General features: G+C 69.0%; 17 protein-coding genes and 1 riboswitch. Of the genes, 5 read left to right on the top strand and 12 right to left on the bottom strand.

Annotated features, from left to right (window positions below; translation table 11 throughout):
* Positions 1–157 precede the first annotated feature (157 nt).
* Entirely contained in the window at positions 158–1,213 is a 1,056-nt protein-coding gene (locus tag AC07NN_RS08350) for an alginate lyase family protein (protein WP_494639448.1), read from the top strand.
* A gap of 68 nt (positions 1,214–1,281) precedes the next feature.
* Complete coding sequence (locus tag AC07NN_RS08355) at positions 1,282–1,881, top strand: DUF2939 domain-containing protein (RefSeq protein ID WP_494639450.1); 600 nt, start codon at positions 1,282–1,284, stop codon at positions 1,879–1,881.
* On the opposite strand, the gene AC07NN_RS08360 is transcribed toward AC07NN_RS08355, so the two are convergent.
* From AC07NN_RS08360 to AC07NN_RS08405, 10 genes are read right to left on the bottom strand one after another with little or no spacing between them, the layout of a single operon-like run.
* Complete coding sequence (locus tag AC07NN_RS08360) at positions 1,878–2,375, bottom strand: tyrosine phosphatase family protein (protein WP_494639452.1); 498 nt, start codon at positions 2,373–2,375, stop codon at positions 1,878–1,880. The genes AC07NN_RS08355 and AC07NN_RS08360 overlap by 4 nt on opposite strands.
* On the bottom strand, positions 2,372–3,133 hold the full coding sequence (gene cobS, locus AC07NN_RS08365) for an adenosylcobinamide-GDP ribazoletransferase (RefSeq protein ID WP_494639454.1): 762 nt from the start codon (positions 3,131–3,133) through the stop codon (positions 2,372–2,374). The genes AC07NN_RS08360 and cobS overlap by 4 nt, the downstream gene beginning before the upstream one ends.
* A gap of 3 nt (positions 3,134–3,136) precedes the next feature.
* On the bottom strand, positions 3,137–4,168 hold the full coding sequence (gene cobT, locus AC07NN_RS08370) for a nicotinate-nucleotide--dimethylbenzimidazole phosphoribosyltransferase (protein WP_494639456.1): 1,032 nt from the start codon (positions 4,166–4,168) through the stop codon (positions 3,137–3,139).
* Entirely contained in the window at positions 4,165–5,625 is a 1,461-nt protein-coding gene (locus AC07NN_RS08375) for a cobyric acid synthase (RefSeq protein WP_494639458.1), read from the bottom strand. The genes cobT and AC07NN_RS08375 overlap by 4 nt, the downstream gene beginning before the upstream one ends.
* Entirely contained in the window at positions 5,613–6,551 is a 939-nt protein-coding gene (gene cbiB / locus AC07NN_RS08380) for an adenosylcobinamide-phosphate synthase CbiB (protein WP_494639460.1), read from the bottom strand. Before cbiB ends, AC07NN_RS08375 begins: the two co-directional genes overlap by 13 nt.
* Entirely contained in the window at positions 6,541–7,314 is a 774-nt protein-coding gene (locus AC07NN_RS08385) for an ABC transporter ATP-binding protein (protein ID WP_494639462.1), read from the bottom strand. The genes cbiB and AC07NN_RS08385 overlap by 11 nt, the downstream gene beginning before the upstream one ends.
* Positions 7,311–8,294, bottom strand: a complete 984-nt coding sequence (locus AC07NN_RS08390; protein ID WP_494639464.1) for a FecCD family ABC transporter permease — start codon at positions 8,292–8,294, stop codon at positions 7,311–7,313. Before AC07NN_RS08390 ends, AC07NN_RS08385 begins: the two co-directional genes overlap by 4 nt.
* Before the next feature lie 10 nt (positions 8,295–8,304).
* Positions 8,305–9,135 carry an ABC transporter substrate-binding protein gene (locus AC07NN_RS08395; protein WP_494639466.1) on the bottom strand — a complete coding sequence of 277 codons (831 nt, stop codon included), beginning with the start codon at positions 9,133–9,135 and terminating at the stop codon, positions 8,305–8,307.
* The gene (locus AC07NN_RS08400) at positions 9,132–10,136 is read right to left on the bottom strand and encodes an aminotransferase class I/II-fold pyridoxal phosphate-dependent enzyme (protein WP_494639468.1); all 1,005 of its coding nucleotides are present in this window, start codon (positions 10,134–10,136) and stop codon (positions 9,132–9,134) included. Before AC07NN_RS08400 ends, AC07NN_RS08395 begins: the two co-directional genes overlap by 4 nt.
* Positions 10,137–10,144: 8 nt before the next feature.
* Positions 10,145–12,094 carry a TonB-dependent receptor plug domain-containing protein gene (locus AC07NN_RS08405; RefSeq protein ID WP_494639470.1) on the bottom strand — a complete coding sequence of 650 codons (1,950 nt, stop codon included), beginning with the start codon at positions 12,092–12,094 and terminating at the stop codon, positions 10,145–10,147.
* A gap of 148 nt (positions 12,095–12,242) precedes the next feature.
* Positions 12,243–12,431: riboswitch (cobalamin riboswitch) on the bottom strand.
* Positions 12,432–12,467: 36 nt separating this feature from the next.
* On the opposite strand from AC07NN_RS08405, the gene cobU reads away from it, so the two are divergent.
* From cobU to mazG, 3 genes are all read left to right on the top strand, one after another.
* The gene (gene cobU / locus AC07NN_RS08410) at positions 12,468–12,986 is read left to right on the top strand and encodes a bifunctional adenosylcobinamide kinase/adenosylcobinamide-phosphate guanylyltransferase (RefSeq protein WP_494639472.1); all 519 of its coding nucleotides are present in this window, start codon (positions 12,468–12,470) and stop codon (positions 12,984–12,986) included.
* Positions 12,987–13,099: 113 nt separating this feature from the next.
* A complete protein-coding gene (locus AC07NN_RS08415) occupies positions 13,100–14,482 on the top strand; it encodes an MFS transporter (protein ID WP_494639474.1) in 1,383 nt (460 codons plus the stop codon).
* The gene (mazG, locus tag AC07NN_RS08420; RefSeq protein WP_494639476.1) at positions 14,457–15,305 is read left to right on the top strand and encodes a nucleoside triphosphate pyrophosphohydrolase; all 849 of its coding nucleotides are present in this window, start codon (positions 14,457–14,459) and stop codon (positions 15,303–15,305) included. The genes AC07NN_RS08415 and mazG overlap by 26 nt, the downstream gene beginning before the upstream one ends.
* An 83-nt stretch (positions 15,306–15,388) precedes the next feature.
* On the opposite strand, the gene hflX is transcribed toward mazG, so the two are convergent.
* Together hflX and hfq are read right to left on the bottom strand one after the other, a co-directional pair.
* Positions 15,389–16,726, bottom strand: a complete 1,338-nt coding sequence (gene hflX, locus AC07NN_RS08425; protein ID WP_494639478.1) for a GTPase HflX — start codon at positions 16,724–16,726, stop codon at positions 15,389–15,391.
* A gap of 12 nt (positions 16,727–16,738) precedes the next feature.
* Positions 16,739–16,987, bottom strand: coding sequence for an RNA chaperone Hfq (gene hfq / locus AC07NN_RS08430; RefSeq protein ID WP_013079113.1), 249 nt, complete (start codon positions 16,985–16,987; stop codon positions 16,739–16,741).
* Positions 16,988–17,063 lie beyond the last annotated feature (76 nt).

The raw sequence follows: 17,063 nt of genomic DNA on the forward strand, positions 1-17,063 counted from the left end.
GATCGGTCGTCCGCCGCCGGATGACGACGCGACAAATCGGCCGGACCAATGCTCTAATATTGGCATGACCAATAATTGACAAGCTTGCTGATTGGCCAGATATCTTCCTGCAACATCCGCACCGTAGGTGGGTGACAGAGTTTCCTGGGAGGCCACCTTGAAAACCGCATGGCTCGCTGCTTGCGCCCTGACCCTCGTCGCGCCCGCGGCTCACGCCACCGACTACGCCCTGCTGGGGCCCACCTTCGGCAAGGGCGCGGTCTCCCCTGCCCTCACCGACTCCATCGTCAAGCGCGCCACGGCCACCTTGGACCGTCCACCCGGCGCCATCCCGCACGCCCACACCGAAGGCACCCTGCCCGGCAAGGGTATCCGCGAGATCAGCCTCAAGGCGCGCGAGGATCAGCCGATCGTGCTGAACTCGGCCATCGCCTACCGCCTGACCGGCGACAAACGCTTCCTCGAGGCGACCGGCCGCTATCTCGAGAACTGGGCGGACGTCTATCAGATCTCGCTCAACCCGATCGACGAGACCGGCTTCGACACCTTGCTCATGGCCTACGACCTGACCGAGGACGACCTCGCCGCTCCCATCCGCGCCAAGGTCGACGCCTTCTGGCGCAAGATGGCGGTCGGCTATCTCGACGCCATGGACGGCGTGACCCGCAACAACAACACCAACTGGCAGAGCCATCGCGTGAAGCTGGCGACCATGGCCGCCTTCCAGACCGGCGACGCCAAGATCATCGACCGCGCCCGAAAGGCCTATCAGAAGCAGGTCAGCGTCAACCTGTACGCCGACGGCTCGATGTTCGATTTCCACGAGCGCGACGCCCTGCACTATGTCACCTACAACCTCGACCCGCTGATGATGGCAGCCCTGTCGGCTCAGGCGCACGGCGAGGACTGGTTCAACTGGAAGAGCCCGTCCGGCGCGAGCCTGCCCAAGTCTCTCGACTGGCTGGCGGGTTTCGCGACCGGCGAGAAGACCCACGTCGAATTCGCCAACTCCAAGATCCAGTTCGACCGCGACCGCGCCGCCACCGGCCAGAAGGAGTACGCGCCGCATCCGTGGGACGTCTCCAACGGCGTCGGCACCTACGGCCTGGCCAGCCTGCTGGACCCGCGCTTCCTGGCGCTACGCGACGACCTGGTGAAGCGGACCAGCAAGCGGCCCCAGCCCTGGACCGAAATCCTGCGCGCGTCACGCTAGCCCTCGCCCTGATTGACACCGGTTGACCCCGCTCCTCCCGCCTGCCTCACTCTGGGTGGGAGGACTTCATGACTCGTACGAACCGCATCCTGGCCGGCCTCGGCCTGGGCCTTGCCGTGATCGTCCTGGTCGGTGGCTACTTCGCCTCCCCGATCCTGGCCCTGAACAGCCTGACAGTCGCCGCCAAGGCGGGCGATCGCGCCAAGCTGGAGCGCGGCATCGACTTCCCGGCCGTGCGCGAGAGCCTGAAGGTCCAGCTGAAGGCGGCGATGACCCGCTCGATCGACGACGACCCGAAGCTACGCGACAACCCGTTCGCGGCCCTCGGCCAACTGCTGCTGGGCGGCGTGGTCGACAAGGTGGTCGACACCTACGCCACGCCCGACGCTATCGCCAACATGGTCGCCACCAACCGCGCGCCCAGCGAAATCACCACGCCGCCGGCGCCCGGTGCGCCCGCTCCCGCGCCCGAAACGTCCAAGCCGGAACCGAAGGCTAATTCGAAGACCGAGGTCCGCTACGGTTACGAGGACCTCAACCACTTTCGCGCCACCTACCGCGATGCTGATGATGAACCGGGCGAGGAATTCGGGCTGCTGCTGGAGCGGCGGGGCGTCTTCAAGTGGAAGCTGACCCGGATCGACCTGCCGAACCTCGGCAAGTCCTAGTCCAGCCGCCAGTCGAACACCGCGCCTTCAAAGGCGTCGACACCCCGACCGATGCCGGCGATGGCCCGGCTCATCGCGCCGTCGCGGCCCAGCGCCCGATCGGCCAGCGCCACCATCAGCGGATTGGGCGTCGCTTGCGGACAGACCGATCGCAGGTATTCGGCCAAGGCCTGCTCGTCGCTCGCCGAGCGCGCCGCGCAAGCCAGGATGTACGCAGCAGCCGTCGAACGGCTGACGCCGGCGTAGCAATGGATCAGTAGGACGCCGTTCACGGGCATCATCGCGCCCAGGGCCAGGATCCGCGAGACGATTGCGTAGCTCGGCGCCACGAGGCCAGGTCGTTCTTCCGCGATGTCGTTGAACCGCAGCAGGGTCCTGGGGGGATCGACGACCGGCGCCTCGGCGTCGGGCGAGATCAGCGTCAGGACGTGATCTACACGCTCGCTGGCCAGCAGGCGCCCGACCGCCGAGCCCGGACCGACCAGGAGCCTCATGCCAGCGCCGCCACGCCCAGCAGGAAGCCGACTTCGAACGCCTGCTCGACCGCGCCGAGGACATCGCCCGTATGACCGCCGATCAATCGACGCGCCAGGAGCGCCAGGCCGCCGGCCAGAACGGCGCCGGCGATGACGCCCGCCAGGATGGCTTGTGGGGGAAGCAGGAACAGAGGCCAAGCCGCGATCAGCCAGGCGACCAGCACCTCGCCGCCCTGTACGCCGAGCGGAACCGGATTCCACTTCCCGGCCTCGCCGCTCGGTGCATAGGGCGTCAAGCGCATGACCACCACGGCCGCTGCTCGCCCCACGCCGTGGGCGGCGAGCAGTGCCAGCGCCGCGATGGGCGCGGCGGTCGCGCTCAACGCGCCAGCCTTCAACGCCAGGACAGAAACCAGCGCGCAGACGCCATAGGTCCCGATCCGGCTGTCCTTCATGATCTCCAGCCGCCGCTCGGGCGTCTGGCCGCCGCCGAGACCGTCGAAGGTGTCGGCCAGGCCGTCTTCGTGAAAGGCGCCGGTGATCAGCAGGCCGGCGGCCAGGGCCAGCACGATGGCGACAGGGCCGTTCCAGACCTGCTGGGCCGCCACGAGCACCAAGGCGCTCAGCGCGCCGACGCCCTGCCCCACCAGCGGAAAGTAGCGGGCGGATCGCGTGATCCATTCGCGCTCGAAGGTCTTCAGCGCGGGCGTGGGGATACGCGTCAGGAACTGGATCGCGCAGATCAGCAGCAGAACCTGTTGGCGCGCCCAGGCCATGGCTCAGAGCCGCCCGCTCAGGACGTCGTCCAGGCTGGCGACCTCGTTCAGCAGGCCCGAGGCGGCGCGGACGAGCGGCAGGGCCAGCAAGGCGCCGGTCCCCTCGCCCAGCCGAAGCCCGAGATCCAGCAAGGGCTCGACCTGCAAGGCCTCCAGCATCCGGCGATGCCCCTGCTCGGCCGAGCGGTGACAAAACACGCAGTAGTCCTGGACGCCGGGGACCAGCCGGATCGCCGCCAGCGCCGCCGCCGAGGCGATGAAGCCGTCGACCAGCACGGGGACCCGCACCGACGCCGCCCCGATCACGGCGCCGGCGATCATGGCGATCTCCAGTCCGCCGAACTCCGCCAGGACGGCGCGCGGGTCGGTCGTGCCCGAACGCGCCGCCGCGCGCTCCAGCACCGCGAGCTTGCGCGCCAATCCTGCGTCGTCATGGCCCGCGCCGCGTCCTACGCAGTCCGCCAGAGGCGCTGGCGCCAAGCGGTGCATCAACAGGGCCGCCGAGGCGGTGTTGCCGATGCCCATCTCGCCCAGCGCAAGGATCTCGAACCCCTCCCGCGCCGCGTCGCGGGCGATCCGAGCGCCGGCTTCGAGCGCGCGGTCGACCTCGTCCAGGGTCAAGGCCGGCTCGACCGCCGCGTTGCGCGTTCCTCGTCGGATCTTCTCGGCCAGCAGGTTCGGGTGCGGCGCGAGTTCGGCGTCGACACCGGCGTCCACGACCCGCAGCTCGGCCCCGACCGCGCGGGCAAAAGCGTTGGCGCTGGCCTTGCCGGCTAGGAACGTCGCGACCATGGCCTGGGTGACGGCGGGGGGATAGGACGACACGCCTTCGGCCGTCAGGCCGTGATCGCCGGCGAAGACCAAAAGCAGCGCTCGCTCGAAGCGCGGCGGGGCGCCCTCGGCGATCAGCCCCAGCTGGACGGCCAAGTCCTCGATCCGCCCCAGCGCGCCGGGCGGCTTGGCCTTGCCGTCGACCCGTGCGCGCAGTCCGTCCACCTGGGCGACATCGATGGGCGGTACGGTCGGCAAACTCATCGGAAACCCTCCAGGCCGGCGATCGCCGCGAGGGCGGGAATGTCGAAGGCCTGCTCCAGCATGGTCGCGATCTCGTCCAGCGCGGCGTCGACGCGAGCGGCCTGATCGATGGCCTCGGACCGCGCGCCGAGCTCGGCCAGCAGTTCCGCCCGCGCCTCGCCGCGATCGAACAGGCCGTGGACGTAGCATCCCCGTACGCGGCCATCGTCGGAGACGGCGCCGTCGTCGGTTCCGTCGGCGAAGGTCAGCATGGGGCGAGCACCACTAGTGGTACGGCCGACGTGCATCTCGTAGCCTTCGAAAGCCGCGCCGCCGGGCAGCCGTCCTTGAACGGGCCGCAGCGTCTTGTCGCCGCTCATCACGGTTTCGACGTCGAGCAGGCCCAGCCCCTCGACCGAGTCCGGCGGTCCTTCGATCCCGTCTGGGTCGGACACCCGCTTGCCCAGCATCTGGTAGCCGCCGCAGACGCCCAGGACGCGTCCGCCTCGTCGGACATGGGCGCGCAGATCGATGTCCCAGCCCTGGGCGCGCAGGAACGCCAGGTCCGCCAGGGTGGCCTTGGTCCCCGGCAGGATCACCAGGTCGGCGTCGCCCGGCAAAGGCGAGCCGGGCGGGACGAAGGCGAACTCGACATCGGGCTCGGCGCGCAGGGCGTCGAACTCGTCGAAATTGGCGATGCGCGACAGCATGGGAACCACGATCCGGATCTTGCGGCCATCGCCGGCCACGCCGCGTTCCAACACCACGGCGTCCTCGGCCGGCAGCCGCCGCGCCGCCGCCAGCCAGGGCGCCATGCCCAGATCGTCCCAGCCCGTGCGGCGGACGATCTCGGCGCGGCCATCCTGGAACAGGGTCGGGTCGCCCCGGAACTTGTTGATCAAGAAGCCTCGGATCATGCCGCGGTCGGCGTCGTCCAGCACCGCATGGGCGCCGACCAGGGCCGCGATGACATGGCCTCTGTCGATGTCACCGACCAGTACGACAGGCACGTCGGCGGCGATCGCGAAGCCCATATTGGCGATGTCATTGGCCCGCAGGTTGATCTCGGCAGGACTGCCGGCGCCCTCGACGATGACCAAGTCGCTCTCGGCTTCCAGCCTGCGGAAACTCTCGACGACGGTGTCGAGCAGCGCGGCCTTGCGCTCCTGATAGCCCCTCGCCTTCCAGGTGCCCGCCATCTGGCCGTGCACGATCAGTTGGGCGCCGACATCGCTCTGGGGCTTCAGCAGAACCGGGTTCATGTCGACGGTCGGTGGCGTCCGGCAGGCGATGGCCTGCAGCGCCTGGGCGCGCCCGATCTCGCCGCCGTCGGCGGTCACGGCGGCGTTGTTGGACATGTTCTGCGGCTTGAATGGCCGGACCGTCAGGCCTCGGTTCGCGAACAGGCGGCACAGCCCCGCGACCAGGACCGACTTGCCGACGTCGGAGCCACATCCCTGGATCATCAGCGCGGCCATGCGAATCCTCCCCAGACGAACCCCGTTAGGGCCAGCATCAACCAGACGAGCCCGCCGGCGAGAAGGTAGATCCGAAGCGCGCGATCCAGGTCGGCCGCGCGCGCGGGACCACCATCGCCCAGGATCGGACGTTCGGAGACGACGCCGTCGTACCAGGCCGGCCCGCCTAGCCGGACTCCCAGCGCTCCGGCCATCGCCGCCTCGGGCCAGCCGGAGTTTGGCGAGGCATGCTTGCCGGCGTCGCGCAGCATCACCCGCCATCCGCCTCGCCCGACCAAGGCGATCAAGCCGCCCGCCAGCCGCGCCGGAATCAGGTTCAGCAGATCATCGAACCGCGCGGAGGCCCAGCCGAACGCTCGCCAACGCGGCTCCCGGTGGCCGATCAGGCTGTCGGCGGTGTTGACCGCCTTGTAGACGAACAGGCCCGGCAAGCCGCCGACCACGAACCAGAAGATCGGCGCGACGACGCCATCGCAGAAACTCTCGGCCAGGCTTTCGATGGCCGCCGTCGCGACACCGTCGGCGTCTAGCCGCTGGACGTCGCGGCCCACGATGCGGCCGACAGCGGTCTGGGCTTGCTCCAGATCACCCGTCCGCAAGGGAACGGCGACCGCGCGGACATGATCGAACAGGTTCCGCTGCGCCAGGCCCAGAGCGCCGACCAGGGCGACAGCCCAAGGCCCGCCGAAATGCACGATCAGCCCGCCGCCGCCGCTGACGACGATCAGGACGAGCAAGGTCGCCACGCCCAGGAGGCGGCGAACGCTTTCGCTGAAGGCCGGTCTGTTGAGCCGCGCGTCAAGCGCCGAGATCAGGCCGCCGATCCAGGCCACGGGATGGGGAACGCGCCGGTGCAGCGCGTCCGGATAGCCGCAGACGGCTTCCAGGCCCGCGGCCGCCAGCACGAGCCAGGGGCTAACCGGCACGGCCCAGGATCTCGATCAGCGTCCCGCCCTCACCCGCATGCCGCCGGACCGTGACGCCATAGACGGACGACAGGGTCTCCGGCGTTAGCGCCGCCTCGGGCGGGCCGTCGACGATCAGGCGCCCCTCGTTCAGCATCAGCACCCGGTCCGCGAAGCGCGCGGCTAGGTTCAGGTCGTGCAGGGTGACGATCACGCCCTTGCCTTGATCGTGGGCCATGCGGCGGAACAGGGCCAGGGCGTCGAGCGCGTGGCCAGGATCGAGGCCGGTCAGCGGCTCGTCGGCCAGCAGCCAGTCGGTCTGGCCGGCCAAGCCTCGCGCGATCAGGGCCCGGGCACGCTCGCCGCCCGAGAGCCGGGTGACCGAGCGGTCGACGAAGGCCTCGAGGCTGGCGGCGGCGATAGCGGCCTCGACCGCCGCGCGATCCTCGCCGCTGGGCCCGAACGCGCCCAGATGCGGCGTGCGGCCCAGGCTGACGAAGGTTCGCACGTCGACGTCCCAGGCGATCTCGGGCATCTGGGCCAGGAAGGCTATGCGGCCGGCGCGCCGACGGCCGGGCATGGTCGCGACCGCTGCGCCGTCCAGTGTCACCGCGCCTGCGTCCGGCCTGAGCAGGCCCGCCAGGCACGACAGCAAGGTCGACTTGCCCGCGCCGTTGGGACCGACGATGGCGATCACTCCGCCCTTGGCGAAATCGGCTGTGATGCCGGCCAGCACCGGGCGACCGCCCAACGCCAGGGTCAGGTTTTCGGCGCGCAGGCTCATGCCAGCCTCCGTCGCATCGAAATCAGCATGGCCAGGAAGAACGGCCCGCCCAGGATGGCCATGGCCACGCTCAGCCGGATCTCACTGGCGGCCGGGGTCAGGCGCACCAGGATGTCGGCGGCCAGGGTCATGACCGCACCGCCCAGGAATGACGGCAGCAACACCGCGCTCGGCTTGGAGCCCAGCACCGGACGTAGCAGGTGTGGCGTGATCAGGCCGACGAAGCTGATCACCCCGGTGACCGCCACGCTGGAGCCGACCGCCACGGCGACGCCGATGGCCACCAGCAGACGCGTGCGGGACAGCTCGACACCCAGCGACCGCGCGCCCTGCTCACCCAGGGTCAGGGCGTCCAGCGGGCGGCCCAGGGTCAGCAGCAGCAGCGAGCCGGCGATGACGCCGGGCGCGGCCAGCTTGACCTCGTCGACGCTGCGGTCGGCCAGCGAACCCATCAGCCAGTTGACGATCTCGTTCACCGCCCACGGGTTGGGGGCCAGGTTCAGGGCCAGGGCGATCATGGACCCGCAGACCGTCTGGATAACAAAGCCGGCCAGGATGAAGGTGACGATGCTGGAGGTGACGCCGGCCAAGCTCAGCAAGACCGCCACGCCTAGGCCCGCACCGAGCATCGCGGCGGCCGGCAGGATCCAGTTCGCCTCTCCCGCCGCGCCGAGATAGAGGGTTAGCACCGCGCCCAGCGCCGCCGAGGTCGAGACGCCCAGCGCCGCCGGATCCGCCAGCGGGTTGCGGGTATAGCCCTGCAGCGCCGCGCCGGAGAGGCCCAGCGCGCCGCCGACTAGGATGGCCAGCACGGTGCGCGGCAGGCGCAGGCCGAAGACGATGGCCGAGCGCGGGTCGTCGCCGCCGAACCACAGGCTCCAGGGCGTCCAGACGCGTCCGGCGCACAGGCTAGCGGCGAACAGCACCACCACGACCAGGATCAGCACGACGCAAACCAACCATGGGGATCGCGTTTTCATGCGCCCTCCTTCAACGCAGGACCCGCGCCCGCGCCAGGGCGGCGGCGGAATCGATCAGGACGGGACCGCCGCAATAGAGAAGCTTTTCGGGCAACTGCACCTGGCGCATGCGCCTGGACACAGCCCTCAACGCCGGATGGGTCATGACCCGGTCGGCCCAGCTGCGCGCGCCCGGGCCCGGAACGCCGACCAGCAGCACTTGCGGCGGATCGGCCAGCAATCGCTCCAGCCCCACATTGCCCCAGGTCTTGAGGCCGTAGCGGCGCGCGACATTGTCGAAGCCGGCATGGTCCATCATCTCGTCGACCAGGGTGCCGGGGCCGGCCGCGAAGCCGTTCGGCTGGTAGATCAGCGCCGACAGTCGCCGGGCGCCCGCCGGCGGCGTCGCGGCGGCGATCGCGGCCTGGATGCGTCCGACCAGGGCCTCGCCACGGTCGGGATGGCCGATCAGCTTGGCGATCTTGCGCACCTGCCCCAGGCTCTCGTCGACCGACTTGGGCACCTTGAAGCGCTGAACCGGCACGTGCAGGCGTTTCAGCGCATTGCGGGTCGCCAGGGCGGAGTGCTGGCTGGAGAGCACCAGGTCGGGCTCCAGCGCGATGATCTCCTCGGCGCTCTCCCAGGTGAACGGCAGGGTTCTGGCCTGCGCCGCCACCGTCGAGCCGTGCGGCTCGCGGGCGTAGTGGCTGAGCGCGGCGATCTGGTCGCGATCGGCCAGGTGCACCAGCATGGCGTCGAGGCAGGCGTTCAGCGATGCGATCCGGCGCGGCGCGGCCTGGGCCGTCCCTGCGCTCGCCAGCGCCACGGCGGCGCCCAGCACGATCCGACGGTTGACGCTCATGCCCGCGCCCTTTGAAGAGCTTCCCGCAAGCGATTGAAATCGTTTCGGGAAGGCAGGCCCATCCGAAGTCGATCCGGGCGGTCGGCGAAAGGCCGCGTCAGCACGCCCTGCTCGCACAGTCGGCCAAACAGGTCGTGGGCGTCGGGCGCCTCGACCCAGCGGAAGAGATCGCAGCCGCCGGCCGGGGTGAGCCCGACCTCGACGAGCAAGGCGTCGACCCGCGCCGCCTGAACGGAGAGCCAGGCGCGGGCCGTTTCGCGCCACACCACGTCGGCATAGGCGCCGAGGCCGAGCGCCAGCGCGTCAGCGCTCAGCGGCCAGTCGCCGAGCAGCAGCCGCAGCCGCTCGGCCAGGCGCCGACTGGCGATGACGAAGCCCAGTCGGGCGCCGGGCAGGCCGTAGAACTTGCCGAACGAGCGCAGCACCACCAGGCGATCGATCTCCTGGTCGGCGACGCTGAGGTCGGGCGCGACTTCGACGAAGGACTCGTCGACGATGGTCCAGCGCCCCTGCTCGGACCGCGCCGCCGCCTGTTCGCAAAGCGCGTCGCGCTCGATGCGCCGCCCGTCGGGATTGTTCGGATTGACCAGCACCGCCACGTCCGCCCCGTCGGCGGCGTCCAGCGACGGCTCAGACCGGGGCGATCGCGCCGCCCAGGCCTCGCGATGGCCGCCATAGATCGGCGCCACCAGGGCGACGTTCGGCTTGCCCAGCAAGCCCGGCAAAAGTCGCAGAGCCGCCTCCGCGCCGGGCGCGGCGACGACGCGGCCGGCATCCTTCACGCCGAAGGCCCGCGCCGCGGCAGCCTCGAGCCGCGCCAGATCGCGCGGATCCGGCAGGCGTTGCAGCGCCTCGGCCGACGCCCGTGCGCCGGGCCAGGGTTCGGGATTGATCCCGGTCGAGAGGTCCAGCCAGGGACGCGGCGCGTCCGGATAGGCGGCCGTCGCCTCGAGGAGACGGCCGCCATGCCGAAAGGCGCCGATGGGGGGGATCGGCGCCACGGCCGGGACTAGAACCGCGCGCGCAGGCCGATGAAGGCCCCGCGTCCCGGCGTCCCGTAGTTCAGGATCGTCTGGTAGTCCTTGTCGAACGCATTCTCGACGCGGCCGAAGGCTTCCAGGGTCTCGCTGATCGAATACGAAGCCCGCAGGTCGACGGTCGTGTAGCCGGCGACCACCTGGGTGTTGGTGTCGTTGTTGTAGGTCTTGCCCACCCGACGCGCGGCCACCGTGGTCGACAGGCCGACCGGCCAGCGATAGGTCGCCGACAGGTTGGCCATGTTCTTGGGCCGGCGGGTCAGCTGCTTGCCCTTGCTGGCGCCGCTATCGGACTCGGCGTCGGTATAGGTGTAGTTGCCCGTGAAGGTCAGACTCTCGACCGGCTTCAGCTCGCCTATCAGCTCCAGGCCCTGGGCCTTGGTCTTCTGGACGTTGTCGTAATAGCCGAAGCGGAAGGTCCCGCCCGGATTGCACAGCGCCGTCGTCGAGCCCGAGGCGCACGAGAAGAAGCGGATCTCGTTGTCGGCTTCGCGGTGGAACCAGGTCGCCGAGGCGCGGGCCTTGCCGCCCAGGAAGCGCTGCTCGATGCCGGCGTCCCAGCTGTCGAAGTCTTCCGGCGACAGGGTCAGGTTGCCGTATTCGCTATAGAGCTCGTAGAGGCCCGGGGCCCGGAAGCCTTGGCCGAAGCTGGCGCGCAGGACGGTGTTACCTTCGTTCAGCGCCCAGGCGGCCGCGACCTGACCCAGGGTGTGGCTGCCATAGGTGTCGTGGTCCTCGTAGCGCAGGCCGCCGGTCAGGGTCAGGCCCTTCACCGGTTCCACCTGCAGCTGGCCATAGACGCTGTCGACGCCGACCTTGCCGGTGCGGAAGGCGATCAGCGGCTGGGCGACGGACGGCGAGCGGGTGCGCATGCGGGCCTGCTCGCTCTCGGCGCCGAAGGTGGCGTTGACGATGTCGGTGATCGCGAAGGCGCCCTGGTATTCCCAGCGCTTGTTCTTGCCGGCGGCGTCGAAGGTCATCGGCACGGCGCGCGCGGGGTTGTAGTTCTCGCGGTCGGTGTCGGTGTAGGCAAAGCCGACGCGGTTGTTCCAGCGACCGTCCAGCAGGGCGAAGTTCAGGCCGCTATAGACGACCAGTTCCTTGGTCCGGCCGAACTCGGCGCTGTCGACGTTGAAGCCGTCGAAGTCGTTCTTGCCGCGCGAATAGACCGAACGGACCTCGGCCGAGACGTTCTCGTTGATCTGGAAGCGCAGGCGACCGGAGACACCGGCGTTCTGGTAGCCGTCCTTCTCCTTGCCCGGCTTGTACGAGGAGAAGCCGTCGGTGGTGTAGTAGCCGCCCGCGACGCGCCAGGTGATCTTCTCGGTGGCGCCGCCGACGCCGGCTCGCAGGTAGCCGGTCTTGCGCGCGCCGGCCTCGACGTCGACCGAGCTGGTGAACGGGCTGGTCGGGTCGGCGGTCACGATGTTGACCACGCCGCCGATGGCCTGGCTGCCCCACAGGGTGGACTGGGCGCCGCGCAGGATCTCGATGCGCGAGATGTCGCCGACCAGCAGGTTGCCGCTGTTGAAGCCGCCCTGGGTCGAGGACGGGTCGTTCAGCTTGACGCCGTCGATCAGCACCACGGTGTGCTGGGTCTCGGCGCCGCGGATGTTGAGGCTGGTGGTCATGCCCGGACCGCCGTTGCGGGTGAAGCTGACGCCCGGCGCCTGGGCCAGAAGTTCGGTCACCGAGATCGCCTGGCTGGCCTCGATGGCCGGCTGGGTCAGGACGGTGACGGACGCGCCGACCTTCTCGATCGGTTGGGCGGTTCGGGTTGCGGTGACCACCAGTTCGGCGACGCCGTTGGCGCCCGCCTTGCCGGCGACGTCGGCCTCGGGGGCCTTCTGCTCGTCGGCCATGGCGGCGCCGGCAATCAGGATGGTGGAAATGGCGGTTGAGCTCAAAAGCGCTCGGATCATGGTCTTCTTCCCGTTCGAAACGATCCGCGCACTGACCCGCGACGCACTCGCAAGCTCTAAAAGCCACGCGTACGCCTCGGACCGACACGCGGTCCTGTGACAGTCGTTTCTCGGGAGACCCCGTTCGTTTGGCGCACCCCGGCCAAGCGATGAACGACCGCGCCGGGCAGGTCTCCTGGCTCACGGGTCATCGCTCTTGGCGTCGCCTTCCCAGGCCGTGAGGGCCCAGTGGCATGTGACGCTAGAACTCGCCGCTTACAGTTGCGGGGGCAGCCGAGGTCTTGAACCTCGTTCCCTTTTAATCCTCTTTCGAGGAGCCTGACGCGTCGCCAGCCCTATATGCTGCATCGCACACCGTCAATGTGGAGCTTCCATGACGACCACCCTGGTGTTGGGCGGAGCCCGCTCCGGCAAGAGCGCCTTCGCCCAGAAAGCGGCGGAAAACGCCGCCGGCGCGGGGCGTCCGATGCTGATCGCGACGGGGCAGGCTTTCGACGATGAGATGGCCGAACGGATCGCCCGGCATCGCGCCGACCGGGGCGAATCGTGGACGACCGTCGAGGCGCCCCTCGCCCTCGTCGACGCGATCGGCGCCCTGCCCGTCGACGCCGTGGCCGTGGTCGACTGCCTGACGTTGTGGCTCTCGAACCTGATGCTGGCCGAACGGGACGTTCCGACGGCCGCCGACGCGCTGGTGCAAGCCGTGGCCGCCTGCTCTGCCCGGCTCTGGCTGGTCAGCAATGAGGTAGGCATGGGGATTGTGCCGGAGACCCCGCTGGGACGCCGGTTCCGCGACGAGGCCGGACGACTGCACCAGCGGCTCGCCCAGGCGGTCGACGAGGTCTACCTTGTCGCCGCCGGTCTCCCCCTGCGTCTGAAGCCGCAAAACTGATCATTGTTCAGAAGGGCTGGCGCTCGACGAACATTGCTCGCACACTCGTTTCAAACAGCCGTCCAAAGGCGGAGTGACCGAGCGCGATCAACAGCGCGGGGAGGAGTAACACGATGACCGACAGACGTTCATCTTGGTCGCTGGCCGCCTTCGCGGCGCCCTGCATCCCGATCGCGGCCATGGGCCTGCCGCTCGTGGTCTATCTGCCCGAGTACTACATCAACTCGCTGGGACTCTCGCTAACGACCGTCGGCGCGGCGTTCCTGATCGTGAAGCTGGTCGACATCATCTTCGACCCGATCTTCGGCGGCATTCTCGACCGAACCCGCACGCGCCTGGGCCGCTTTCGCACCTGGATGCTGATCGGCGCGCCGATCCTGGCGGTCGGCGTCTTCGCCCTCTTCATGGCCAAGCCCGGGGTCGGGCCGCTGTATCTCTGGTTCTGGCTGGCCGTGCTCTACATCGGCTACACCATGACCTCGCTGTCCCAGACCGCCTGGGGCGCGGTGTTGTCCAGCGACTACCAGCAGCGATCGCGGATCTACAGCTGGTGGCAGGCCGGCAACGTGGTGGGCATGATCCTGGTGCTGTGCCTGCCGCCGCTGATCACCGGCGTGTTCAAGGGCGACCACATCGCCAGCGTCCGCGCCATGGGCTGGTTCATCGTCATCCTGGCGCCTTTGACCATCCTGCTGGCCGTCTCCAGCGTCGGCGAGCCGCCGCCTCCGCCCAAGCAGGGCGATAGCGGCATCAAGCAGTATCTCCAGCTGCTGAAACGCCCCTCGGTCCAGCGGCTGCTGTTCGCTGACCTGCTGATGGGCCTGGCGCCGGGCATCGCCGGGACGCTGTTCCTGTTCTTCTTCGAGCGCATCAAGCACTTCGACAAGACCCAGGCCGGCGTCCTGCTGCTGGTCTATTTCATCGCGGCGTTGGCCGGCGCGCCGATCTGGCCGCTGCTGGCCAAGCGGATCGGCAAGCACCGCGCGCTGACCGTCGCGGCGATCGTCTATGCCGGCGTCCAGGTCGCCGCCGTCGTCACGCCGGCGGGTAACTCGCTGATCGGCATGTTCGTGCTGATCCTGGCCGGCCTGCCCTACTCCGCCGCGCCGGTCCTGGTCCGCTCGATGATGGCCGATATCGGCGACGAGGAGCGCCTGGCCAGCGGCGTCGACAAGACCGGCCTGCTGTATGCGGTAGTCACCGGCACGGTGAAGCTGGGCTACGCCCTGGCCGTGGCGGTGTTCATCGCCCTGGGCTGGATGGGGTTCGATCCCAAGGCGCCGACCCCGGCCGGCGACGCCGCCCTGGTCGGTCTCTACGCATTTGCGCCGGCGGGCCTCGCCCTGCTGGTCGCGGCGATCATGCTGCGGTATCCGCTGGATGCGAACCGTCTCGCCGAGATTCAGCGCCAGCTCGCGGCGCGGGATGCGGCGGCGGTGGACGCCAAGCCCGCAGCCGAGCCGGATCCTCATGTCATTGTCGCCCCCGCCGAGTGAAGACCACCCCCTCTTCCGCCTGATCGAGATCATGGCGAAGCTGCGCGATCCCGATGGCGGCTGCCCCTGGGACCTGGAGCAGACCTTCGCGACGATCGCGCCCTACACGGTCGAGGAGGCCTACGAGGTCGCTGACGCGATCGAGCGGGGCGATCTGGGCGAGCTGAAGGAAGAGCTGGGCGATCTGTTGCTGCAGGTCGTGTTCCACTCTCGGATGGCCGAGGAGCAGGGCGCGTTCGATCTCAAGGACGTCGCCGCCGCCATCAACGACAAGATGATCCGCCGCCATCCCCATGTGTTCGGCGACCACGCCTATGACGACCTGTCGGCCCAGGTCGCCGGCTGGGAACAGCTAAAGGCCGAGGAGCGCAAGGCCAAGGCCAAGACCGGCGTGCTGGACGACGTCCCGACCGGCCTGCCCGCCCTGACCCGCGCCGTGAAGCTGACCAAGCGCGCCGCCCGCGTCGGCTTCGATTGGCCGACCGCCAACGAAGTCCTGGACAAGCTGCGCGAAGAGACCGACGAGATCGCGATCGAGATCGAGGCCGGCGACATGGCCAAGGCCCGCGAGGAACTGGGCGACATCCTGTTCGTCTGCGCCAACCTGGCTCGCAAGCTGGACGTCGATCCGGAAGACGCCCTGCGCGCCACCAACGCCAAGTTCGCTCGCCGCTTCGCCTTCGTGGAAGCGGGCCTGGCCCAGCGCGGCAAGACGCCGGACCAGTCGGATCTGGCGGAAATGGACGCGCTGTGGAACGACGCCAAGGCGGCGGAGAAGGCAACATCTGCCGCTCATCCCCGCAAAAGCGGGGACCCAAGCTGACTTTCAGCAAGCTGCGCGGACGATGAGCCATCCCCAATCGCCGCTTGGGTCCCCGCTTTCGCGGGGATGAGCGGTGTTTTTGCTTAGTCGACTGTCCCGACGAGGGCGCCGGGATACTGGCGCTCGAACCGGCCGAGCGCCTGGCTGTCGAGCCGGGTGACGATCGTGACGTCGCCGTCTGGACCGTCGTAACGGCTCAGCACCCGGCCGTTGCGGTAGATCCAGGCGATGGCCTGGCCATCCTGGGCCTTCAGCTGGATCTCAACCGGCGGCGAGTCGTCGATCAGGCCGCTGATCCGGCGCAGCAGGGCTTCGCAGCCCTCGCCCGTCACGGCCGAGACCGCGGAGGCTTCCTTGCGGCGGGCCTGGCCCTCGATGTCCTCGCGGTCGTCCTCGGCCAGCAGGTCGATCTTGTTCCAGACTTCGACGACGGTCTTGCCCTCGTCGAAGGTGACGCCCAGTTCGGACAGCACCGTCGCGACGTCACGGGCCTGCGCCTCGCTGTCGGGGTTGGCGACGTCGCGGACGTGCAGCACCACGTCGGCCTCCTGCACCTCCTCGAGAGTGGCGCGGAAGGCCTCGACCAGTTCGTGCGGCAGGTCGGAGATGAAACCGACGGTGTCGGACATGATCGCCGGCCGGCCGTCGGGCAGCTTCACCGTTCGCAGGGTCGGGTCCAGCGTCGCGAACAGCATGTCCTTGGCCAGGACTTCCGCTTCGGTCAGGCGGTTGAACAGCGTGGACTTGCCGGCGTTCGTGTAGCCGACCAGAGCGACCGTCGGGTACGGGACCTTCTTGCGGGCGCTGCGATGCAGGGTCCGCGTACGACGCACCTCCTCAAGCTCCTTCTTGAGCTTGATGATCACGTTGGCGATCAGGCGGCGGTCGATTTCGATCTGGGTTTCGCCGGGGCCGCCAGTCGAGCCGGTGCCGCCGCGCTGGCGTTCCAGGTGGGTCCAGGTGCGGACGAGGCGCGAGCGCTCATAATCGAGCCTGGCCAGCTCGACCTGCAGCTTGCCTTCCCGGGTCCGGGCCCGCCGGGCGAAGATCTCGAGGATCAGCCCCGTGCGGTCCACGACCTTCACCTTCAGCGCCTTTTCGAGGTTGCGTTGCTGGATCGGGGTCAGCTGGTCGTCGAAGACGGCGACGTCGATGTGCTCGACCTCGCAGATCGCGGCGAACTCTTCGACCTTGCCCTTGCCGAACAAGGTCGCCGGCGTGACGAGGCGCAGGGGCGCGATCATCGTCTCGACCACTTCGAGGTCGAGAGCGATGGCCAGGCCGACGGCCTCCTCGAGCCGGGCATTGGGATCCCGGGCTTCGAGGGCCGCCTGGCCACGCAACTGGCGCGCGGGGTGGATCACGAGCGCCTTTAGGATCGGCGCGGCGTGGTCAATCGACTTGGATGTGGACTTGGACAAGCGTCTCTAGATTCAGTCGTCGGAGTCGGCGCTGGGCTCATAGAGCTGAACAGGCTGAGCCGGCATGATGGTGGAAATGGCGTGCTTGTAGACCAGTTGCGACTGGCCATCGCGACGCAGGAGGACGCAGAAGTTGTCGAACCAGCTGACCACGCCCTGCAGCTTTACGCCATTGACGAGGAAGATGGTGAGCGGCGTCTTCGACTTGCGCACGCTGTTCAGGAAGGTGTCCTGAAGGTTTTGCTTCTTTTCGGCGGACATCGGGGGTTCCCCTCTTTTGTTTTCGGAGGGCCACACGCCCCCCACACACAAGGTCATGCTAGATGATTTTTCGCTG

This window comes from Caulobacter sp. GW821-FHT09H08, assembly GCF_059415885.1.

What these genes read in the sequence shown, in the direction of transcription:
- hfq (WP_013079113.1), bottom strand. Translation starts at nt 16,987, where the DNA reads ATGTCCGCCGAAAAGAAGCAAAACCTTCAGGACACCTTCCTGAACAGC.
- AC07NN_RS08395 (WP_494639466.1), bottom strand. Translation starts at nt 9,135, where the DNA reads ATGAGCGTCAACCGTCGGATCGTGCTGGGCGCCGCCGTGGCGCTGGCG.
- AC07NN_RS08375 (WP_494639458.1), bottom strand. Translation starts at nt 5,625, where the DNA reads ATGGCCGCGCTGATGATCCAGGGATGTGGCTCCGACGTCGGCAAGTCG.
- AC07NN_RS08390 (WP_494639464.1), bottom strand. Translation starts at nt 8,294, where the DNA reads ATGAAAACGCGATCCCCATGGTTGGTTTGCGTCGTGCTGATCCTGGTC.
- AC07NN_RS08415 (WP_494639474.1), top strand. Translation starts at nt 13,100, where the DNA reads ATGACCGACAGACGTTCATCTTGGTCGCTGGCCGCCTTCGCGGCGCCC.
- cobS (WP_494639454.1), bottom strand. Translation starts at nt 3,133, where the DNA reads ATGGCCTGGGCGCGCCAACAGGTTCTGCTGCTGATCTGCGCGATCCAG.
- AC07NN_RS08360 (WP_494639452.1), bottom strand. Translation starts at nt 2,375, where the DNA reads ATGAGGCTCCTGGTCGGTCCGGGCTCGGCGGTCGGGCGCCTGCTGGCC.
- AC07NN_RS08385 (WP_494639462.1), bottom strand. Translation starts at nt 7,314, where the DNA reads ATGAGCCTGCGCGCCGAAAACCTGACCCTGGCGTTGGGCGGTCGCCCG.
- cobT (WP_494639456.1), bottom strand. Translation starts at nt 4,168, where the DNA reads ATGAGTTTGCCGACCGTACCGCCCATCGATGTCGCCCAGGTGGACGGA.
- cobU (WP_494639472.1), top strand. Translation starts at nt 12,468, where the DNA reads ATGACGACCACCCTGGTGTTGGGCGGAGCCCGCTCCGGCAAGAGCGCC.
- mazG (WP_494639476.1), top strand. Translation starts at nt 14,457, where the DNA reads ATGTCATTGTCGCCCCCGCCGAGTGAAGACCACCCCCTCTTCCGCCTG.
- AC07NN_RS08355 (WP_494639450.1), top strand. Translation starts at nt 1,282, where the DNA reads ATGACTCGTACGAACCGCATCCTGGCCGGCCTCGGCCTGGGCCTTGCC.
- AC07NN_RS08405 (WP_494639470.1), bottom strand. Translation starts at nt 12,094, where the DNA reads ATGATCCGAGCGCTTTTGAGCTCAACCGCCATTTCCACCATCCTGATT.